Here is a 15,776-nt window from a genome sequence, read left to right on the forward strand (position 1 = left end):
GGAGTTTGTCAAGTAAGTTTTTCGCTTCTGCGGGCTACTTGAATAACGGCTACAATGTTCATACAGCTATGTACATAGCTGGAACCCAAAAAAAGAACCAAGTAGCCAAGGCTACTTGGATGACAAAAGGTAATACAAGAAATCTATTGGCTCTCGTATATCTTAGTGAAACTTAACAAGTTTATCTATAGTTTTAGTGATGATTCTTGGAGTATCCGGAGAAACTGCTGAGCTCAGCCTATTTAACCGCTCTATAGCGAACTCGCTATTCTCATTTGCTATGAAATCACATAAAATATTTTCTATATCCTTAGTAACACTTTCATGCTTTCTCAGAGGATGATTATGTGGATACCTACTGATGGTTTTGATACTGGAATACTCAACAAAAGCTTGATCCTTAAAAGCAAGTTGTCTCAATTTCTCTTTGAATTTTCCTTCTTCCTCTTTTGCTAAAAGGCGAGACTTTATCAGTGATTTTATAATCAAATTTATAGCTTGATGTATTTCAGAATGCACTATAACTTTAATGGTATTTTCTTCTACTATACAATCATAAATATTTTTTTCGCTCTGTAACGACTCTATTAATTTCTTGCTACTTTGTGAATTCAATTCCAAATTCTCCTCACTCATAGGAGTTATTATGAAGGTGTTCTTACTCACTCTGATGTTAAATTGTGGAGAGCCTTCAGAAAAGGAAAATGCTACATCCTTAAATTCAAGTGCATGATTGTATGCAGCAAAAAGGGTGTGTGCTATAACACTGCTGGGCACCTTCATTCCATGTTTACTCAGGTGGTTCAATACATTTTCAACCTCATGATATGTAAAGTCTGTATCTTTTAGCAATTCAACAACTTCTATGCCGTTGTGTTGTTTATACTCTATTCTCACTTCTTCTGTAAAAAGTGTTTTAGCTGCTATATGTTTATCAAGCACTGTGAAAATCTTGATGAAATTCTCTAAATCTTGTTTGTTAACTAATTCGATACTAATTAAGTTTCTGCTAATAATTGAAATATTTTTTGTCATTTTTTCCCACTAAAAAAACTCACTGAATGAATTGTATTTTTAATTCATTAAGAATTGTTTAAAGTGAGCATACTAGTTTTCATTTACGTATTACACGACAAAACAAGATAAAAAGTTACATAAAATCATCATGTGGTATAACACACTCTCCACATTCATCATTGCTGTTTGTGTAGGTTGTGACATCAATGTGATTGTCATTATTATTTAGCATATCATCCAACTTTCCTTCTTTTTCAAGATCCATCAATTTGTCACACCCCCCAATGTGCTTATCGTTGATAAAAATCTGTGGAACTGTTCTAACGTTATACTTTGATTTTATGTCGTTAAATAGATCTGAGTTTTTGAGCACATCAATTTCTTCATACTTCACACCTTTTTTATCTAGTAAATCCTTTGCCCTTATGCAGTATGGACAGCCCTTCTTTACATATATCACAACATTTTTCACAATTTATCTCCGTAGCTTACTAAAATATAGTTATTATATATAAGAAACATGTAAAAACATCAAATTGTATGAAAATTATTTATAATTGTGAGCAAGGAATAGAAAATAATATAGCACTAACCTTCGGAAATTTCGATGGCATTCATTTAGGACACGAGTTTGCAATTTCTACTCTAAAGAAGGTAGCACAAGAAAGAGGATTACCCTCTGCAGTTTTAACTTTTGAGCCTCACCCATCAACTGTTTTATTTGGTAGAAACAATTTTAGGTTAATAGACCAAGAACAAAAAAAGGAACTAATCAGCAGCTATGGTATAGATTACTTATATATTATTAATTTCAATAGAGGTTTTTCTGAGGTTAGCTGCGATGACTTTATCAGTGAGATTTTAATAGATAAATATGGCGCTAAACACATAATTGTCGGAGAAAATTGCACTTTTGGTCATAAACGATTGGGTAATATATTAACTCTAGAGAAATATTCTGAAATATATGGATACTCTTTGACTAAATTAGAGCCATTAACAATTGACGGCAAAATTTGCTCTTCTTCTTCAATAAGGGAGTATGTACAAAGGGGCGAAATAGAAATTGCTAATAAATTGCTCGGCAGGCCTTATCAAGTTTCTGGTGTTGTGACAAAAGGTGCATGTAGAGGTAGAGAAATAGGATTTCCAACCATAAATATTCCTATAGAAGATTGCATGATAAAACCTAAGTTTGGCACATATTACGCTAGAGTGACTTTTCCTGATAGTAATCCAAATTGGTTATATGGAGTAGTCAATATTGGTATGAGACCTACATTTAAGGATCTGAAAAAGCCTATAATAGAAATGCACATATTCGGTTTTGATGAAGACGTATATAGTCATAAAGTCAATATACAACTTTTAAAATTCATAAGGTCAGAAAAAAAATTCCATAGTATTGAGGAGTTAACAAAACAGATAAATTATGATATACTTAAAGTTTATAGGTTAAAGGCAAATTTATGAAAAAGTTATGCTTAGTTGTTATATTAATTATAGTATTGATTGACCAAACGAGCAAATTGTACATAAACTCATTGATTGATGAAGGAGAATCAATTGAGATCGCTAGTTTTATAAAACTAGTTGAAGTTTGGAATTCAGGTATTAGTTTTGGAATGTGTAGCGCTTTACCACATGGCGGTTTCTTTTTTTCAGCATTTTCAATACTAATAATTGGTATACTTGCATATTTGATATACAAGTCTGACGATCAGTCAACTTACCTTGGTTTTTCTCTGATGATTGGTGGAGCAATCGGAAACGTAGTTGATAGGATCTATTGGGGAGCTGTATATGATTTCATATATTTTCATATTGATGATTGGTATTGGCCAGCCTTTAATTTAGCAGATTTATCTATAGTTTGTGGAATGTTTACATTGTTATATAAGTGGTATATATACGATATGCTTATTTCTAAACAAAATGAGGAATAAAATAATTGTTTTTATATTAGGTCGAAATAATGCTTCATAAGTTTTTTAGTTTTCTTATACTACCTGTACTTTTTTTTACTTACCCAATTTCTTCGAATGCTTTAAACATAGAGCACAACATAAAATATACTAAACTCAGTAACGGACTAGATGTTTATGTTGTTTCTAATCATCGGATTCCAGCCGTTTTACATGCAGTAATATACAAAGTTGGGGGAATGGATGATCCAATCGGCAAAGCAGGATTGGCTCACTACTTTGAACATTTAATGTTTGAAACTACAGGAAAGTTCACAGATATAGAAGCCACTATGAGTAGCATTGGGGCTCAATTTAACGCGTTTACCACTAAAGAATATACCTGTTATTATGAGTTGGTCCCCAAAAAAGATTTACCACTGGCAATGGAAGTTGAAGCAGATAGAATGGGAAACTTTAATGTTACTCAAGACAAAATAGATAGAGAAAAAAACATTGTACTGGAAGAAAGAAAAATGAGATTTGATAACCAACCTCATAACTTGTTATGGGAAGAAATGGATAGTGCATTTTATCGTACTGGCTATGGTAGATCTGTTATTGGCTGGGAGAGCGATATCAAAACTTACAATCAGGATGACATAACGAGGTTTCATGATAACTATTATCACCCCGGCAATGCAATATTACTGATTGTGGGTGATGTGGAACTTGATGAAGTAGTGAAATTAGCAGAAGAAAAGTATGGCGAAATTAAAGCTAAGCCTATAATTAGGCATTACCCTAATCAGGACCCAGTACATAACGCAGGTCTATCGGTGACCTTAGAAAGCACTGAAGTAAAAGAACCAGTTTTATATTTTCGTTATCGTGTACCCTTATTTGAGCATATAAACGAAGCTTCCGCTGCTCATTTAGCGGTTGACATTTTAGGTGGCGGCAAATCCAGCAAACTGTATAAAGATTTGGTTTTAGATAAAGATGTGGCAGTATCAGTGTTTGCTTATTATAATAGCCTAGCTTTTAGTGATGGCTACATTGATATTATGATAATTCCAAAAAGTGGCGCTAATTTAGATATTGTTGAAAGAGAGTTAGATAATACTATTAATGGCTTCGTATCTAAAGGGGTGACGAGCGAGGAATTACAAAGCTCAAAATATAGATACAAAGCAGCACAGTTTGATAATCTATCTGACTTAACTCATATAGCAATGTTTTATGTGCCGCACCTAGCACTTGGCATTCCACTTGATGAAATAGATATTTCATATAGCAAGATTAATGATGTCAATCTAGAGGATGTAAATAATAAAATCCGTGCTATTTTTTCTGCTAATAAGTTAATTGGTCGTTTATTACCAAAAGGAGATAATAATGAGAATAAGTAAAATTATATTTCTATTTTTTTTCTGTTTAGGCTTTAATTTACAAGCAAGTGGTAACCTAAATATAGAGGAGGTCACCACCCGTAAAGGATTTAAGTTTTTATTTGTAGAAAATCATGATTTGCCAAAAGTTTCACTAAATATATCATTCAAGGATGCAGGTTATGTGTATGAGAATGCAGAAAAACAGGGACTTACCTGGTTTACTTCTCTTATAATTCAAGAAGGGGCAGGAAAAAATGATGCCAAAGATTTTGCGAAAAAGCTTGAAGATAAAGGGATTAGTTTAAATTTTATTGCTGATTTAGAAGCATTTAGGGTTTCATTAAATACTTTGTCTGACAATCTAGAGGAAGCAATTTCATTACTGAGCGATACTATAATGCGTCCTAAAGTTGACCCTGAAGGGTTGAATAGAGTTTTCGAGAAAGCCAAAGTTGATTTTAATAATCTTGAAAAAAATCCTGGCTTTGTTGCTGTAGAAGAATTGAATACGTTGTTGTTTAAAAAACACCCTTACTCAAAAAGTATGTACGGTACTCTTGACACTAGAGTGAGCATTACTAGAGACGATGTTTTAACATACATAAAGCGTAATTTTGCTAAAGATAACATAGTTATCAGTGTTGCTGGTTGTGCAAAAAAAGAAGAAATTATTACGCTATTAGATAAATATTTATCTAAATTGCCGTCAAAAAGATCAAAAGTTAGAAAAATACCTGTGAAAAATGATTTTGGTCCTGCAGAAAGTAAGAATATTTTTATGGATATACCACAGAGTGTGATACTTTTTGCTCAAAAAGGTATAGCTTATGAAGATCCAGACTACTATAATGCTCAAGTTTTGGTTAATGCGCTTGGTGGTATGGGGCTGAATTCAGTGCTGATGAAAGAACTAAGGCAAAATCTTGGAATTACTTATGGTATTAGTGCCTCTATGGCCAGTTATACGCATGGAAATATTATAGCTGGGGGTTTAAGTACTGATAGCTCTACTGCCAGTCAATCCATATCTGCAATAAGAGATACATTGAGCAGGATAAAAAAGAAAGGAATTGACGAACAATTGTTCAAGGATGCAAAAATTGGCTTGGTAAATAATCTTGTCCTTCGCCTGTCCAATAACATAAATACAGCAATGCTGCTGGATGATATGCAGATAAATGATCGTGATGTTAACCGTATAAATAATTATGCGAATGTCATTAATGACGTTAAATTAGAGAAAGTAAACGAACTGGCAAGTTCTTTGCTGGAACCAGAAAATTTATTTTTTGTTGAAGTTGGAAGAAACACTTAAGATCAATAATTAATACTTTCTGCTATTGATCTTACTGCTTTTACATAGCACTTATGCTCCTCAGCTAGAATGCGTTCTGAGAGGCTTTGAATATCATCAGCTAGTAACACTGGCACAGCAACTTGAGCAATTATGGCTCCAGCATCAACTTCAGGAGTGACATAATGTACAGTACAACCTGTAATTTTTACACCTGCTTTTAGAGCTTGCTCTTGAGCGTTTAGGCCTTTAAAAGACGGAAGTAAAGAGGGATGAATATTTATCACCTTGTTATGCCATTTACTCAGAAAATCAGCTTTGAGAATTCTCATAAACCCTGCAAGGCAAATTAAATCAACCTTATGTTGAACAAGTATTTCGTGAATTTTACCAGCATCAAGCGGTTTATCTTTAACAATAAACGCTGAGATTCCTGCTTGCTCTGCTATTTTCAGACCAGCAGCTTCGCTATTATTTGTGATAACACATGCAACTTCTGCGGAAAAATTCTGATCTTGACATGCTTCTATTAAGGCCTGCATATTCGACCCCCTACCTGAAATTAGTATTCCGAGTTTTATCTTTTTCATTATAGCACAGTTAGTTTAGAATTTAGTTAATACTAACAAAACAGCTCAAAAGGAAAACTTATTTTATAGCAAAGAAGGCAGACTAAACTCTTTATATAAGTGGACCTCTAATTTTGGACCTCACTGGACAACACAAAATAACGAATAGCCCCATGTATCCAGCTAAAACTAGCTTTAATGCTTAGATATTGTGCTATTTTTGTATAATATACCACTATAAGTATATATTTTTGTAATCGCGTTATTATTTATTTAACAAAGTATTAGTATAATTTATTACACTGGATTAAATGGAGAAAGTTCAATGAGTAAATTACCGAACAATGCAAAAATAGGTAAATCTCAGGTTACTCAGTGGGAGGTAATAAAAAATTGTGAATATGCTGATAATTGCTTGTCAAAAATAGTAACTTTGTACGTTATTAGAATAACTCAGCTATCAGATTTTTATACGAGTGACGAACCTGAAATTAACACTGTTTTAGCAAGAATAAGCGTGACAAGTGAAAATGTATTTTTAAACAAGGCTACTACTATTGAAGTTATGGAAGGTATTTTTCCGTATAAATTTAACAGCAAGAAGAGAAATAACATATTAAGGTTAGAAGATTTATATAATTATTTATGTTCTATTGTTAATAATAGCCTTCCAAAAGAAATGCTTGAAAGTCTTGTAAGGGAATATAAGGATGCTGTTAACTTATTTAAAGCAATTACTTAACTGAACGTAGTATTTTTAAGATTTTGTTTTCTATTTCAGAAATGCCGCTTTCAAGGTTTTTATCTATCAAGCATATGGTAGACAAATACGTTTTTTGCTTGCTTTCAACATTGATAGTTAAAGTTCCGGGAGTGATTGTGATTGAATTGGCAAATAACGCAATGCTTTCGTCATTATGCCCTTTGCATTTTCTTAGGATAATAATCGGTTCAAGCTTAGATTTGAGTTGTAGCACCTTTTTTGTTACATAAACACTTGATAAAATGATTTGGTACATTAACCACGGTATATAACTTACTAACTTATAAAACGATAGTCTACTCGTACTATTTAAAATCTGGCTAAGAGCTCTTTCAGCGTTTATCAACCTTCTAAAGATAAACGATGTGAATATAGAGGAAAACACTCCACAAAAAATAAAAAACGGCTCAAAATAACCAGACAATACAGTCCATAGAACAAATAAAATTATAAATGACAGAGAAAAAAACTTGATTTCCTTCCTAAAGTTGAGGTTTTTCATAGTCTGTAATATAACTTAAATGACTCTTTAAGGAAAGATAATAACGAATATTTAGGTTCTTGACTTCTATGTTGAAAGATATAACAACTAAGTTATGTTTTTTAAGTGAGGAAGTTATGAAATATGACAAATTTATGGAAATATTAAAAAAAATAAATGACCTTTCAGATTTGAGCAAGGACAATATAGTTGAAAAAATAAAAGCTAAGTTACAAGAAGAAGATCCAGATTTATGTCAAGAGTGGGAAAAGAGTAAACCTGACAACGATAGTGGATCTGACATAAATTACATATTTACTATATCTTGTGGTCAAAATTCTAAGAAAGTCAAATTGTTACATCTTGCTTCTTATTGGAACTATGCAAATGTAGCAAAAGCTCTGATTGAAAACGGGGCAGATATTAATGCAGAACATGATAATAAAATTACTCCTTTACATATTGCTGCTCACTATGGCCACAAAGATGTAGTAACCATTCTAACTGGAAAAGGAGCAATTGTTGATGCAAAAAATGGTGATGGATGGACTTCTTTACATTTTGCTGTTGAAAAGAACCACGAAAATGTAGTAAACACTCTAATTGGAAAAGGAGCAAATGTTAATGCAGAAAATGATAAAGGATGGGCTCCTTTACATCTTGCTATTACAAATGGCCACAAAGAGATAGTACAAGTTCTATCAAAAGCAGAAGGAATCAACGTTGATGCAAAAAATAGTGATGGGTGGACTCCTTTACATCTTGCTGCTGCAAATGGCCGCGAAGATATAGTAGAAACTCTAATTGAAAAAGGAGCAGATGTTAATGCGAAAGATCATTATAAATGGACTCCTTTAACATTTGCTTCTCAAAAAGGCCATGAAGTGGTAAAAGGAGCTCTATTAAAGGCACAAGAGAACATCAAAGCTTTGCTTTCAGCTGTTAAACATAATAATGAGGAGGAGGTGAAAAACCTATTAAATAAAGGAGTAAACGTTAATGCAAAAGATGATGATGGATGTACTCCTTTACATCTTGCTGCCAGAGAGGGCTGCGAAGATGTAGTAAAAACTCTCATTGCAAAAGGAGCAAATGTTAATGCAGAAGGTATTGTGGACGAGACTCCTTTACATCTTGCAGCCAGAGAGGGCCATAAAGATGTAGTAGACATTCTAATCAAAAAAGGAGCAAAGGTTAATGCACAAAATAATAAAAGATATACTCCTTTACATATTGCTGCTAAAGAGAACCGCATAGAGGTAGTAAAAATTCTAGTTGAGAAAGCAAATGTTAATGCAAAAGGTATTAAGGACAAGACTCCTTTACATCTTGCTGCCAAAAAGGGCCATAAAGATGTAGTAGACATTCTAATCAAAAAAGGAGCAAAGGTTAATGCAGAAAATGATGATAGATGTACTGCTTTACATCTTGCTGCTGAAAATAACCACATAGAGGTAGTAAAAATTCTAGTTGAGAAAGCAGATGTTAATATAAAGGATGCTGATAGATGGACTCCTTTGCATGTTGCTGCTGAAAATGGCCACGAAGATATAGTAAAAACTCTAATCGCAAAAGGAGCAAAGGTTAAGGCAAAAAATGATGATAGACGTACTCCTTTACATCTTGCTGCTAAAAATGGCCACGAAGGTATAGTAAAAGTTCTGCTAGAAGCTGGAGCAGACCCTTCATTAAAAGATGTTGATGGAAAAATGCCAAGAGACCTCACTAAAGATCAAGGTATAATTCAGCTTTTAGAGGAAGCGGAAAAAAAGCAAACGTTAAAAAATGAGAATAAAAAAACGCCAAAGGATCTTACTGAAAATAAAGATGTAATGCAGCTTCCAGAGAAAAAGGAAGAAAAACAAATTGGAAAAAATGCAATTGTGAAAGAAAAAGAACAATCTGCAAAAAATGCAATTGTAAAAGGTGTTATTGTGTGTTTTGTAACTGCAGTGATAGTTGGTGTTGCACTTGCATTTGCTACTGCCCTATCTGTACCAGCAATAATTGGACTAGCTGCAGGATCTGCGCTCATAGTTGGTGCTGGTCAATATATAATGTCAAAGCCTAAAACTGAAATGAAAGAAGTAAAGGAACTTGTGCCTAGAGAGACAGAAAAAGCACTTACTTGATTTTTGTTATCCTGTTGCTATCAGACTAGCCTGGCACCTTATATTTATTGGGATAACTGTTTTATTATGAATTAAGTCAAAAACTCTGTAATATATTGAAGCTTAAAGATATCTTTAGATATGGAAGTTATTGCAGAAAATAGGAAAGCAAGGTTTGAATATTTCATCTTAGAAGAATTTGAAGCGGGTATGGTCTTATTAAGCAGTGAAGTTAAATCGCTAAGAGAAAGAAAAGTAAATATTTCCGACGCCTACGTTGTTGAAAAGAATAGCGAAGTATGGCTGCACAATATGCATATTGCAGAATATAAAGCTGCGAACCGAAAAAATCATAAACCAAAAAGGGAACGTAAATTACTCTTGCATAAAAAGGAGATAAATAAACTAATTGGTCAAATCAAGACTGCTGGGATAACTGTTGTGCCGCTTTCGGTCTATTTTAACGATAAAGGATTTGCAAAAACTAAAATTGCCATTGTAAAAGGAAAAAAACTCTACGATAAGAGAGCAACCATAAAACAGAGAGAGTGGGATCGTGAAAAAAGTAGATTGTCTAAGAATAATTTGTAGCAAAATATGTCTTTAAATCCAGTAATTTTCAGCATCGGTCCTGTTTCTATATATTGGTATTCCTTAGCCTACGTTTTGGGTATAGTGTTTGCATATTGGTATTTACATAAGCTAGATGACCAAAAAATACTTACTAAGAATTTTTACGATTCGTTATTAACAGCCACTATTGTAGGTATTATCCTTGGAGGTAGACTTGGCTACGTATTGATATATGATCCAGTTCTTTATATAAGCAACCCTATTGAGATATTGAAGACCTGGGAAGGAGGGATGTCATTTCATGGCGGTGCTATAGGAGTTTTGCTTGCAGTAATAATCTCCTGCAGAAGACATAACATTCCTATATTTTATGCACTGGACCTAGTTTCTTGCGGAGTTCCCATAGGTTTATTTTTAGGTCGCATAGGCAATTTTATAAACGGAGAGTTATTTGGCAGAGTTACAACTATGCCATGGGGTATGGTATTTCCAGAGAGTGGTGATAATTTGCTGCGTCATCCAAGCCAGCTTTATGAGGCACTTTTTGAAGGACTGCTACTTTTTGCAGTTGCAAATTCACTGTTTTTCTTAACTAGAATAAGACTGTATCACGGTGCGTTAACTGGTATTGCAGTTATGTGGTATGGAATAGCACGTTTTTTCGTTGAGTTTTTTCGCGAACCAGACTATCAAATTGGCTATTTGTGGCTTGATTTAACTATGGGGCAGTTGCTTTCTATACCTATGGTTTTGCTAGGAATGCTTGTATATCTAGGCGCATTAAATTTAAAATTTAATACGAAATCTGTCACATAGAGAAAAGGTGAGTTCAATAGAAAAATGTAGCCAGAAGCCCCATATTATGCACAATTGTACGAATTTTCTGCGTTGCAGTAGAATGAATCGGTGGGCTTTGTTGCATCGCTAGCTATGATGGATTAAAGATAAAAAAGGTGGAGAATATCAGTAGCTTATTATTCTGGTATTTATAACAAGAACGGTCAGTGAATACCTAAATTTGAGTAAAAGAAATTTCACTACCACTCACTAATCTGGCTAAAATTCAAGAATTTCAATGCTTTAGCTATTTTCAATAGAATTAAATTTATTAATATAAATAACAAATTACTATTCTTAAATTTGATCAGATTGATTGCAAAAAAACAAGATTTTCAATAAGTTGCTTATAATCCTAATTATAGTTAGCCTTTCATAAGTAGCGATGCAACAAAGCCATCCCAGTGTCAGCTACTTTCATGACACCATTTGCTGTGCAGTTTACCTTCAAAAATGAATGTTCGTACAGCTATGGAATGAATCGCGGTATGACGTAGCTTCGCTATAGGCAATGAAGGAAATATTAACTATACTTCTTTTTACCATTGTTTATATTTCCTATTCACATATATTAATATTTTACTCACTTAAAGTAAGCTAACTACCGTTATTAATATTTTTGTAATAAAAATTGTATATGGTGCATGTAATCAAATTAAGAGGAAGATTGTGGAAATTACGCCATCAATAAAAAAAGAATTGAAGCAAAGTACTCTATATGTTTGCCTAGAAAAATGCAAAAGTGCATTTTGGTTTATCTTTTGGTTTAGTGCGGGAATCAATTTATTAATGTTATTCCTACCACTTTATACCTCTCAAGTGCTTGATCGGGTGATATCGAGCGAAAGTGTATCAACACTAACTATGCTGACAATTATCACTTTATCTGCATTTGCATGTTCTGCAATGCTTGAAACTTGTCGATATTTAGCCATGGCAAAAATAGGTGATTGGATCGATAAAACTGCAACACCAGATCTGATAGTAAGGTCAATCAGGCTAACGTCAGTGCAGAGCTCAACTTCAAGTGGTGAAGCAATACGAGATCTCGGAGTGATAAAAAATTTCATTACAGGAAATAGTATATTCTCACTGTTTGATACTCCATGGTCGTTAATTTACCTTGTTGTGATTTTCATGATACATACCTCCACGGGGTTTATAGCTATTACTGGAATTATTATATTAGTCTCTATGGCAATATGGAATGAACTTGCCACTAAACGAATATTACAAGAAACCAACGAAGAAACTATACGGAATATCAATGCTATAGATGTTGCAACAAGAAATGCAGAAGTGGTTGAAGCTATGGGCATGTCAGAATTCATAGTCTCTGATTGGTGTAAACGAAATGATCAGAACCGAGCAATGCAAATTAAAGCACAAAATCGCTCTAATGTAATTACTGGAATCACTAAGTTTTTGCGCTCAACTCTGCAAATATCAGTGATTGGAACAGGTGCATTACTTGCAATCACAGCTCATAAGACTGCCGGTAGCATCATCGCTGCTTCAATTTTAATGGGTAGAGTATTAGCACCATTTGACGCTGCGGTTCATACTTGGAAGTTTTTAAATCAGGCTAGAATGTCATATGGAAGGCTACAAAGACTTATATTAACATCGCCAAAAAGAGAGCAAACGATGGCTCTACCAGAACCTGAAGGAAAATTGGAATTTGATAGAGTATTTTTTACTCCTTATGGAAGCAATAAGCCGACAGTAAAAGGAATATCATTCATTATAGATCCTGGAGATGTAGTTGGTGTTATTGGTGCAAGTGCTTCTGGTAAATCCACTATCGCAAAATTAACTGTTGGTGTATGGAAGCCAATATCTGGTGTAGTCAGACTAGATGGCGCTGATGTATATACTTGGAATCGAGAAAATTTTGGTAATTATGTTGGCTACTTACCTCAGGATATTGAGTTATTTAACACTAGTGTCAAAGCTAATATTGCTCGCATGAGGCCAGATCCAAATCCTGAAGAAATAATCAAAGCAGCAAAAATTGCAGGAATACATGAACTAATACTAAGCTTACCAAATGGATATGATACAATAATAGGAGGTCCTGGAGGGGTAACGCTCTCTGGCGGCCAAAAACAGCTTCTTGGACTTGCCAGAGCTTTTTACGGTCACACAAAACTTTTAGTACTTGATGAACCAAACGCTAACTTAGATAGCAATGGAGAGGCATGCTTAATTAATGCAATTGGCATTGCAAGAAAACAAAATACTACTACTGTTATCATCACTCACAAGCTACCGTTATTGTCCGTAGTTGATAAGGTGATCCTCATGTCAGATGGTGTCATTTACGCTATGGGACCAAAAGATGAGATTTTGAGCAAATTAGTTGCTCCATCATCAAGTACCACAGAAGATGAGCGCTCTTCAGCAAATGGTTAGTTTACTTACAATAAATTCTGTATCTGAAATAACAACTGTTCCAGAAAAATATATATTTCTTTACCATTAGAAATAATATTACAAGAATAGTAAATAGATTAATAACTCTTATTAATTAAAGTCAATTGGCAGATATAGCTAAAGTGGCTTCAGTTTACCTACAATTTGAAAAATAACAAATTCGTCTTAATGAATTTTCTTAATTTGTTATCTAAATAACTTAATATTAGTGGTAATTTTATAAAAAAATTATAATATAAATAATGTTGCTGCGAAAATTTATAACAATATTTCCCTCTAACGTTTAATGAATTTCAATAAATTGCCTTTTTAATTCTAGATAAGTATATGCTTTGTTAATATGTTTAGTTCAAAATCCAAAAGTAAGTTTATGCTTTCTATTGGAGAAGAAGGCATAATGTTACTATATTTTAAAAATAATACTTTAAATAAAAGGTATTTTGTTAAGGGCAAAAACGATAAAGCAGTTTCCGATTTAATTTCATGTCTTTCGTCAGATAAAAAAGCACCTTTATACCTGGTGCTTAATCATGCAGATCAAAATTACTCGCTACAGTTTATTACAAGGGCAAACAAGATTAGTGCCTATCTATCAGCAAAAACAAAGATGGAGCATTTTTCTCGTAATAATGACATAAGTTCAGTTTTTTTGGTTGAGAAGCCAAACAAATTCAATCAAAACTGGTGCTATCTTCTTGTTTCATCAAAAGCAAAGCATTTAGTAGAATATTGGTTGAATGTGTTTATTGAGATAGGCTCCAACTTTAAGGGAATATTAATGTTTCCTATAGAAATAAGTAATATAACAAAAAAGATTCTACATAAAGATCCTAATAATTGGAAAATTATAGTTGCTGCAACTAAAACGGGAGGCTATAGACAAGTGGTTCTTAAAGAGAATAAAATGGTATTTACGCGCTTAACATCATTTACTAATGATAATTTACCAGGAATTATCGCTGGTGGAATATATCAGGAAGTGCAAGATACTATTCGATCCTTAACTAAGTTTGGGTTTGAAAAAAATAACCCTATCGACCTTTGTATCATAGTGTCAGAAGATATCAAAGCTAGTTTATCAGTCATAAATTTTTCAGAGAACAGTGTGAACATATTAACTCCATATGAGTTAGGCAAACTATTAGGAGCAGAACTAGCTATAAGTGAAAAAGATAACTTTTGCGATACCATAATTTTGTTTCATAGCTTTAAGAATAAATTAGCAGCTATTTTTAATACAAAGGAAACTAAAGAATTTTATCTATTCAATTACCTTTATTTAAACTCTCCTCGAATTTTTCTATACTTCGCCCTGGCTTTAGTTATAACAAACACCCTTTGTTTGCTAAATTTGTATTCAAATTTCAATGTCGCTGATAATTTATCAGCAAAGCAGAACACCTTAAATAACCAATTAACAAAACTTAGCCAAAGCTATAATGTAAAAAAAATAGATGAAATTTATGATTTTATTAATATCAATAATATTTTATCAAAAATAGAATACTCTCCTCTGACACAAGTTAAGTATGTAGAAAAGTTAAAAATACCAGGTATAGAGCTTCGATCATTTGAATGGAATTATAATGAGGCAAAAAGTTATATTACCACAACTTTAAAGTTTAATTTTCAATCCGGTAAAAATATTTCTCATCAATACGAGAAACTACGAAAAAATTTAAACGATAATTTTCGTACCTATGACATTAATATTTCTAGCTTACCTGCTGCTAAAGAGCAAAATCTATCTATTGATGTTGAAATAGGAGAGGCAATGTAGATTAATGACTATCTCTCAATTAAAAAGAAAAGCTACAATTCAGTTTATATCGTATTTGTTATTATCTGTTGGATTAATAGGGTTATTAACATATGTTGTTATCTATAACGAAAAGATTTATAATAAAAACCAAATTGCGATTGATAAAATACGTTCTATTAATTTACAGATTACTGGAATTCAAAAAAAGGAAGTTGTTCTAAATAAAAACCTAGATTTATGGAAAAAAATTTCTTCTTCAAATTTACATAGTAGCAGATACATTGCAAATTTAAATTTCGAGCTTAGCAAGTTATATAAAAAGCACTATATATTAGAACCTGAAATATCAATTTCTATACCCGAAGAAGTTGAGCTCCACAACAAAAGTGAACGCACAAAAGTAATAAAAAGTGAAGTGGTCCTAAATTTAAGCTCAATCAGCGATAAGCATATTTTTTTATTTCTACAGTCTATTCCAAATCTGCCCGGTTATGTTATGATCAAATCTCTTATTTTAAATAAGCAGAGAAATATTGATGCTGCAACTATGAATCAGATTTTGAATGGTAATATGATAGAGATAGTGAGAGCTAATATAGTCTTTGATTGGTATACTATATTAAGTAGATAAGGTG

15 protein-coding genes are annotated in these 15,776 nt (G+C 32.9%); 11 read left to right on the forward strand and 4 right to left on the reverse strand.

Going from position 1 to position 15,776, the window contains the following annotated elements:
* Positions 1-162: 162 nt before the first annotated feature.
* Both OOK89_RS05065 and grxC read right to left on the reverse strand, forming a co-directional pair.
* Entirely contained in the window at positions 163-1,035 is an 873-nt protein-coding gene (locus OOK89_RS05065; protein ID WP_007550039.1) for a hypothetical protein, read from the reverse strand.
* Positions 1,036-1,150: 115 nt separating this feature from the next.
* The gene (grxC, locus tag OOK89_RS05070; RefSeq protein ID WP_264718878.1) at positions 1,151-1,489 is read right to left on the reverse strand and encodes a glutaredoxin 3; all 339 of its coding nucleotides are present in this window, start codon (positions 1,487-1,489) and stop codon (positions 1,151-1,153) included.
* 68 nt (positions 1,490-1,557) lie between these two features.
* On the opposite strand from grxC, the gene ribF reads away from it, so the two are divergent.
* Genes ribF through OOK89_RS05090 form a run of 4 tightly spaced genes read left to right on the forward strand, consistent with a single transcriptional unit; the run spans position 1,558 to position 5,630 of the window.
* A complete protein-coding gene (gene ribF, locus OOK89_RS05075) occupies positions 1,558-2,490 on the forward strand; it encodes a riboflavin biosynthesis protein RibF (protein ID WP_264718880.1) in 933 nt (310 codons plus the stop codon).
* Positions 2,487-2,963, forward strand: coding sequence for a signal peptidase II (gene lspA, locus OOK89_RS05080; protein WP_006279329.1), 477 nt, complete (start codon positions 2,487-2,489; stop codon positions 2,961-2,963). Before ribF ends, lspA begins: the two co-directional genes overlap by 4 nt.
* Before the next feature lie 29 nt (positions 2,964-2,992).
* On the forward strand, positions 2,993-4,333 hold the full coding sequence (locus OOK89_RS05085; protein ID WP_264718882.1) for a M16 family metallopeptidase: 1,341 nt from the start codon (positions 2,993-2,995) through the stop codon (positions 4,331-4,333).
* Entirely contained in the window at positions 4,320-5,630 is a 1,311-nt protein-coding gene (locus OOK89_RS05090; protein WP_264374012.1) for a M16 family metallopeptidase, read from the forward strand. The genes OOK89_RS05085 and OOK89_RS05090 overlap by 14 nt, the downstream gene beginning before the upstream one ends.
* Before the next feature lie 2 nt (positions 5,631-5,632).
* Here the strand turns inward: OOK89_RS05090 and purN are convergent, their stop codons facing one another.
* On the reverse strand, positions 5,633-6,199 hold the full coding sequence (gene purN / locus OOK89_RS05095) for a phosphoribosylglycinamide formyltransferase (RefSeq protein ID WP_077188224.1): 567 nt from the start codon (positions 6,197-6,199) through the stop codon (positions 5,633-5,635).
* Between the two features lie 304 nt (positions 6,200-6,503).
* Between purN and OOK89_RS05100 the strand changes: the two genes are divergently transcribed.
* Positions 6,504-6,920, forward strand: coding sequence for a hypothetical protein (locus OOK89_RS05100; protein WP_006279382.1), 417 nt, complete (start codon positions 6,504-6,506; stop codon positions 6,918-6,920).
* Here OOK89_RS05100 and OOK89_RS05105 read toward each other — a convergent pair.
* Complete coding sequence (locus OOK89_RS05105; protein WP_264718883.1) at positions 6,913-7,443, reverse strand: Na+/H+ antiporter subunit E; 531 nt, start codon at positions 7,441-7,443, stop codon at positions 6,913-6,915. The genes OOK89_RS05100 and OOK89_RS05105 overlap by 8 nt on opposite strands.
* Before the next feature lie 68 nt (positions 7,444-7,511).
* Here OOK89_RS05105 and OOK89_RS05110 point away from each other — a divergent pair, with 68 nt between their 5' ends.
* The 6 genes from OOK89_RS05110 to OOK89_RS05135 all read left to right on the forward strand — a co-directional run bounded on the left by OOK89_RS05110 (position 7,512) and on the right by OOK89_RS05135 (position 15,772).
* Positions 7,512-9,554, forward strand: a complete 2,043-nt coding sequence (locus tag OOK89_RS05110) for an ankyrin repeat domain-containing protein (RefSeq protein WP_264718885.1) — start codon at positions 7,512-7,514, stop codon at positions 9,552-9,554.
* 120 nt (positions 9,555-9,674) lie between these two features.
* Positions 9,675-10,124 carry an SsrA-binding protein SmpB gene (smpB, locus tag OOK89_RS05115; protein ID WP_007548863.1) on the forward strand — a complete coding sequence of 150 codons (450 nt, stop codon included), beginning with the start codon at positions 9,675-9,677 and terminating at the stop codon, positions 10,122-10,124.
* A gap of 6 nt (positions 10,125-10,130) precedes the next feature.
* A complete protein-coding gene (lgt, locus tag OOK89_RS05120; protein WP_264718888.1) occupies positions 10,131-10,922 on the forward strand; it encodes a prolipoprotein diacylglyceryl transferase in 792 nt (263 codons plus the stop codon).
* 690 nt (positions 10,923-11,612) lie between these two features.
* Complete coding sequence (locus OOK89_RS05125) at positions 11,613-13,358, forward strand: type I secretion system permease/ATPase (RefSeq protein WP_264718889.1); 1,746 nt, start codon at positions 11,613-11,615, stop codon at positions 13,356-13,358.
* Between the two features lie 361 nt (positions 13,359-13,719).
* Positions 13,720-15,159 (forward strand): hypothetical protein, encoded by a 1,440-nt coding sequence (locus tag OOK89_RS05130; protein ID WP_264718890.1) that lies wholly within the window; start codon positions 13,720-13,722, stop codon positions 15,157-15,159.
* A gap of 4 nt (positions 15,160-15,163) precedes the next feature.
* The gene (locus tag OOK89_RS05135) at positions 15,164-15,772 is read left to right on the forward strand and encodes a hypothetical protein (protein ID WP_015589194.1); all 609 of its coding nucleotides are present in this window, start codon (positions 15,164-15,166) and stop codon (positions 15,770-15,772) included.
* The last annotated feature ends 4 nt before the right edge of the window (positions 15,773-15,776 follow it).

It is taken from the genome of Wolbachia endosymbiont (group A) of Lasioglossum morio (genome assembly GCF_947250585.1).
Lineage (GTDB): Bacteria > Pseudomonadota > Alphaproteobacteria > Rickettsiales > Anaplasmataceae > Wolbachia > Wolbachia pipientis.

What these genes read in the sequence shown, in the direction of transcription:
- OOK89_RS05065 (WP_007550039.1), bottom strand. Translation starts at nt 1,035, where the DNA reads ATGACAAAAAATATTTCAATTATTAGCAGAAACTTAATTAGTATCGAA.
- ribF (WP_264718880.1), top strand. Translation starts at nt 1,558, where the DNA reads ATGAAAATTATTTATAATTGTGAGCAAGGAATAGAAAATAATATAGCA.
- lspA (WP_006279329.1), top strand. Translation starts at nt 2,487, where the DNA reads ATGAAAAAGTTATGCTTAGTTGTTATATTAATTATAGTATTGATTGAC.
- OOK89_RS05085 (WP_264718882.1), top strand. Translation starts at nt 2,993, where the DNA reads ATGCTTCATAAGTTTTTTAGTTTTCTTATACTACCTGTACTTTTTTTT.
- OOK89_RS05090 (WP_264374012.1), top strand. Translation starts at nt 4,320, where the DNA reads ATGAGAATAAGTAAAATTATATTTCTATTTTTTTTCTGTTTAGGCTTT.
- purN (WP_077188224.1), bottom strand. Translation starts at nt 6,199, where the DNA reads ATGAAAAAGATAAAACTCGGAATACTAATTTCAGGTAGGGGGTCGAAT.
- OOK89_RS05100 (WP_006279382.1), top strand. Translation starts at nt 6,504, where the DNA reads ATGAGTAAATTACCGAACAATGCAAAAATAGGTAAATCTCAGGTTACT.
- OOK89_RS05105 (WP_264718883.1), bottom strand. Translation starts at nt 7,443, where the DNA reads ATGAAAAACCTCAACTTTAGGAAGGAAATCAAGTTTTTTTCTCTGTCA.
- OOK89_RS05110 (WP_264718885.1), top strand. Translation starts at nt 7,512, where the DNA reads ATGTTGAAAGATATAACAACTAAGTTATGTTTTTTAAGTGAGGAAGTT.
- smpB (WP_007548863.1), top strand. Translation starts at nt 9,675, where the DNA reads ATGGAAGTTATTGCAGAAAATAGGAAAGCAAGGTTTGAATATTTCATC.
- lgt (WP_264718888.1), top strand. Translation starts at nt 10,131, where the DNA reads ATGTCTTTAAATCCAGTAATTTTCAGCATCGGTCCTGTTTCTATATAT.
- OOK89_RS05130 (WP_264718890.1), top strand. Translation starts at nt 13,720, where the DNA reads ATGTTTAGTTCAAAATCCAAAAGTAAGTTTATGCTTTCTATTGGAGAA.
- OOK89_RS05135 (WP_015589194.1), top strand. Translation starts at nt 15,164, where the DNA reads ATGACTATCTCTCAATTAAAAAGAAAAGCTACAATTCAGTTTATATCG.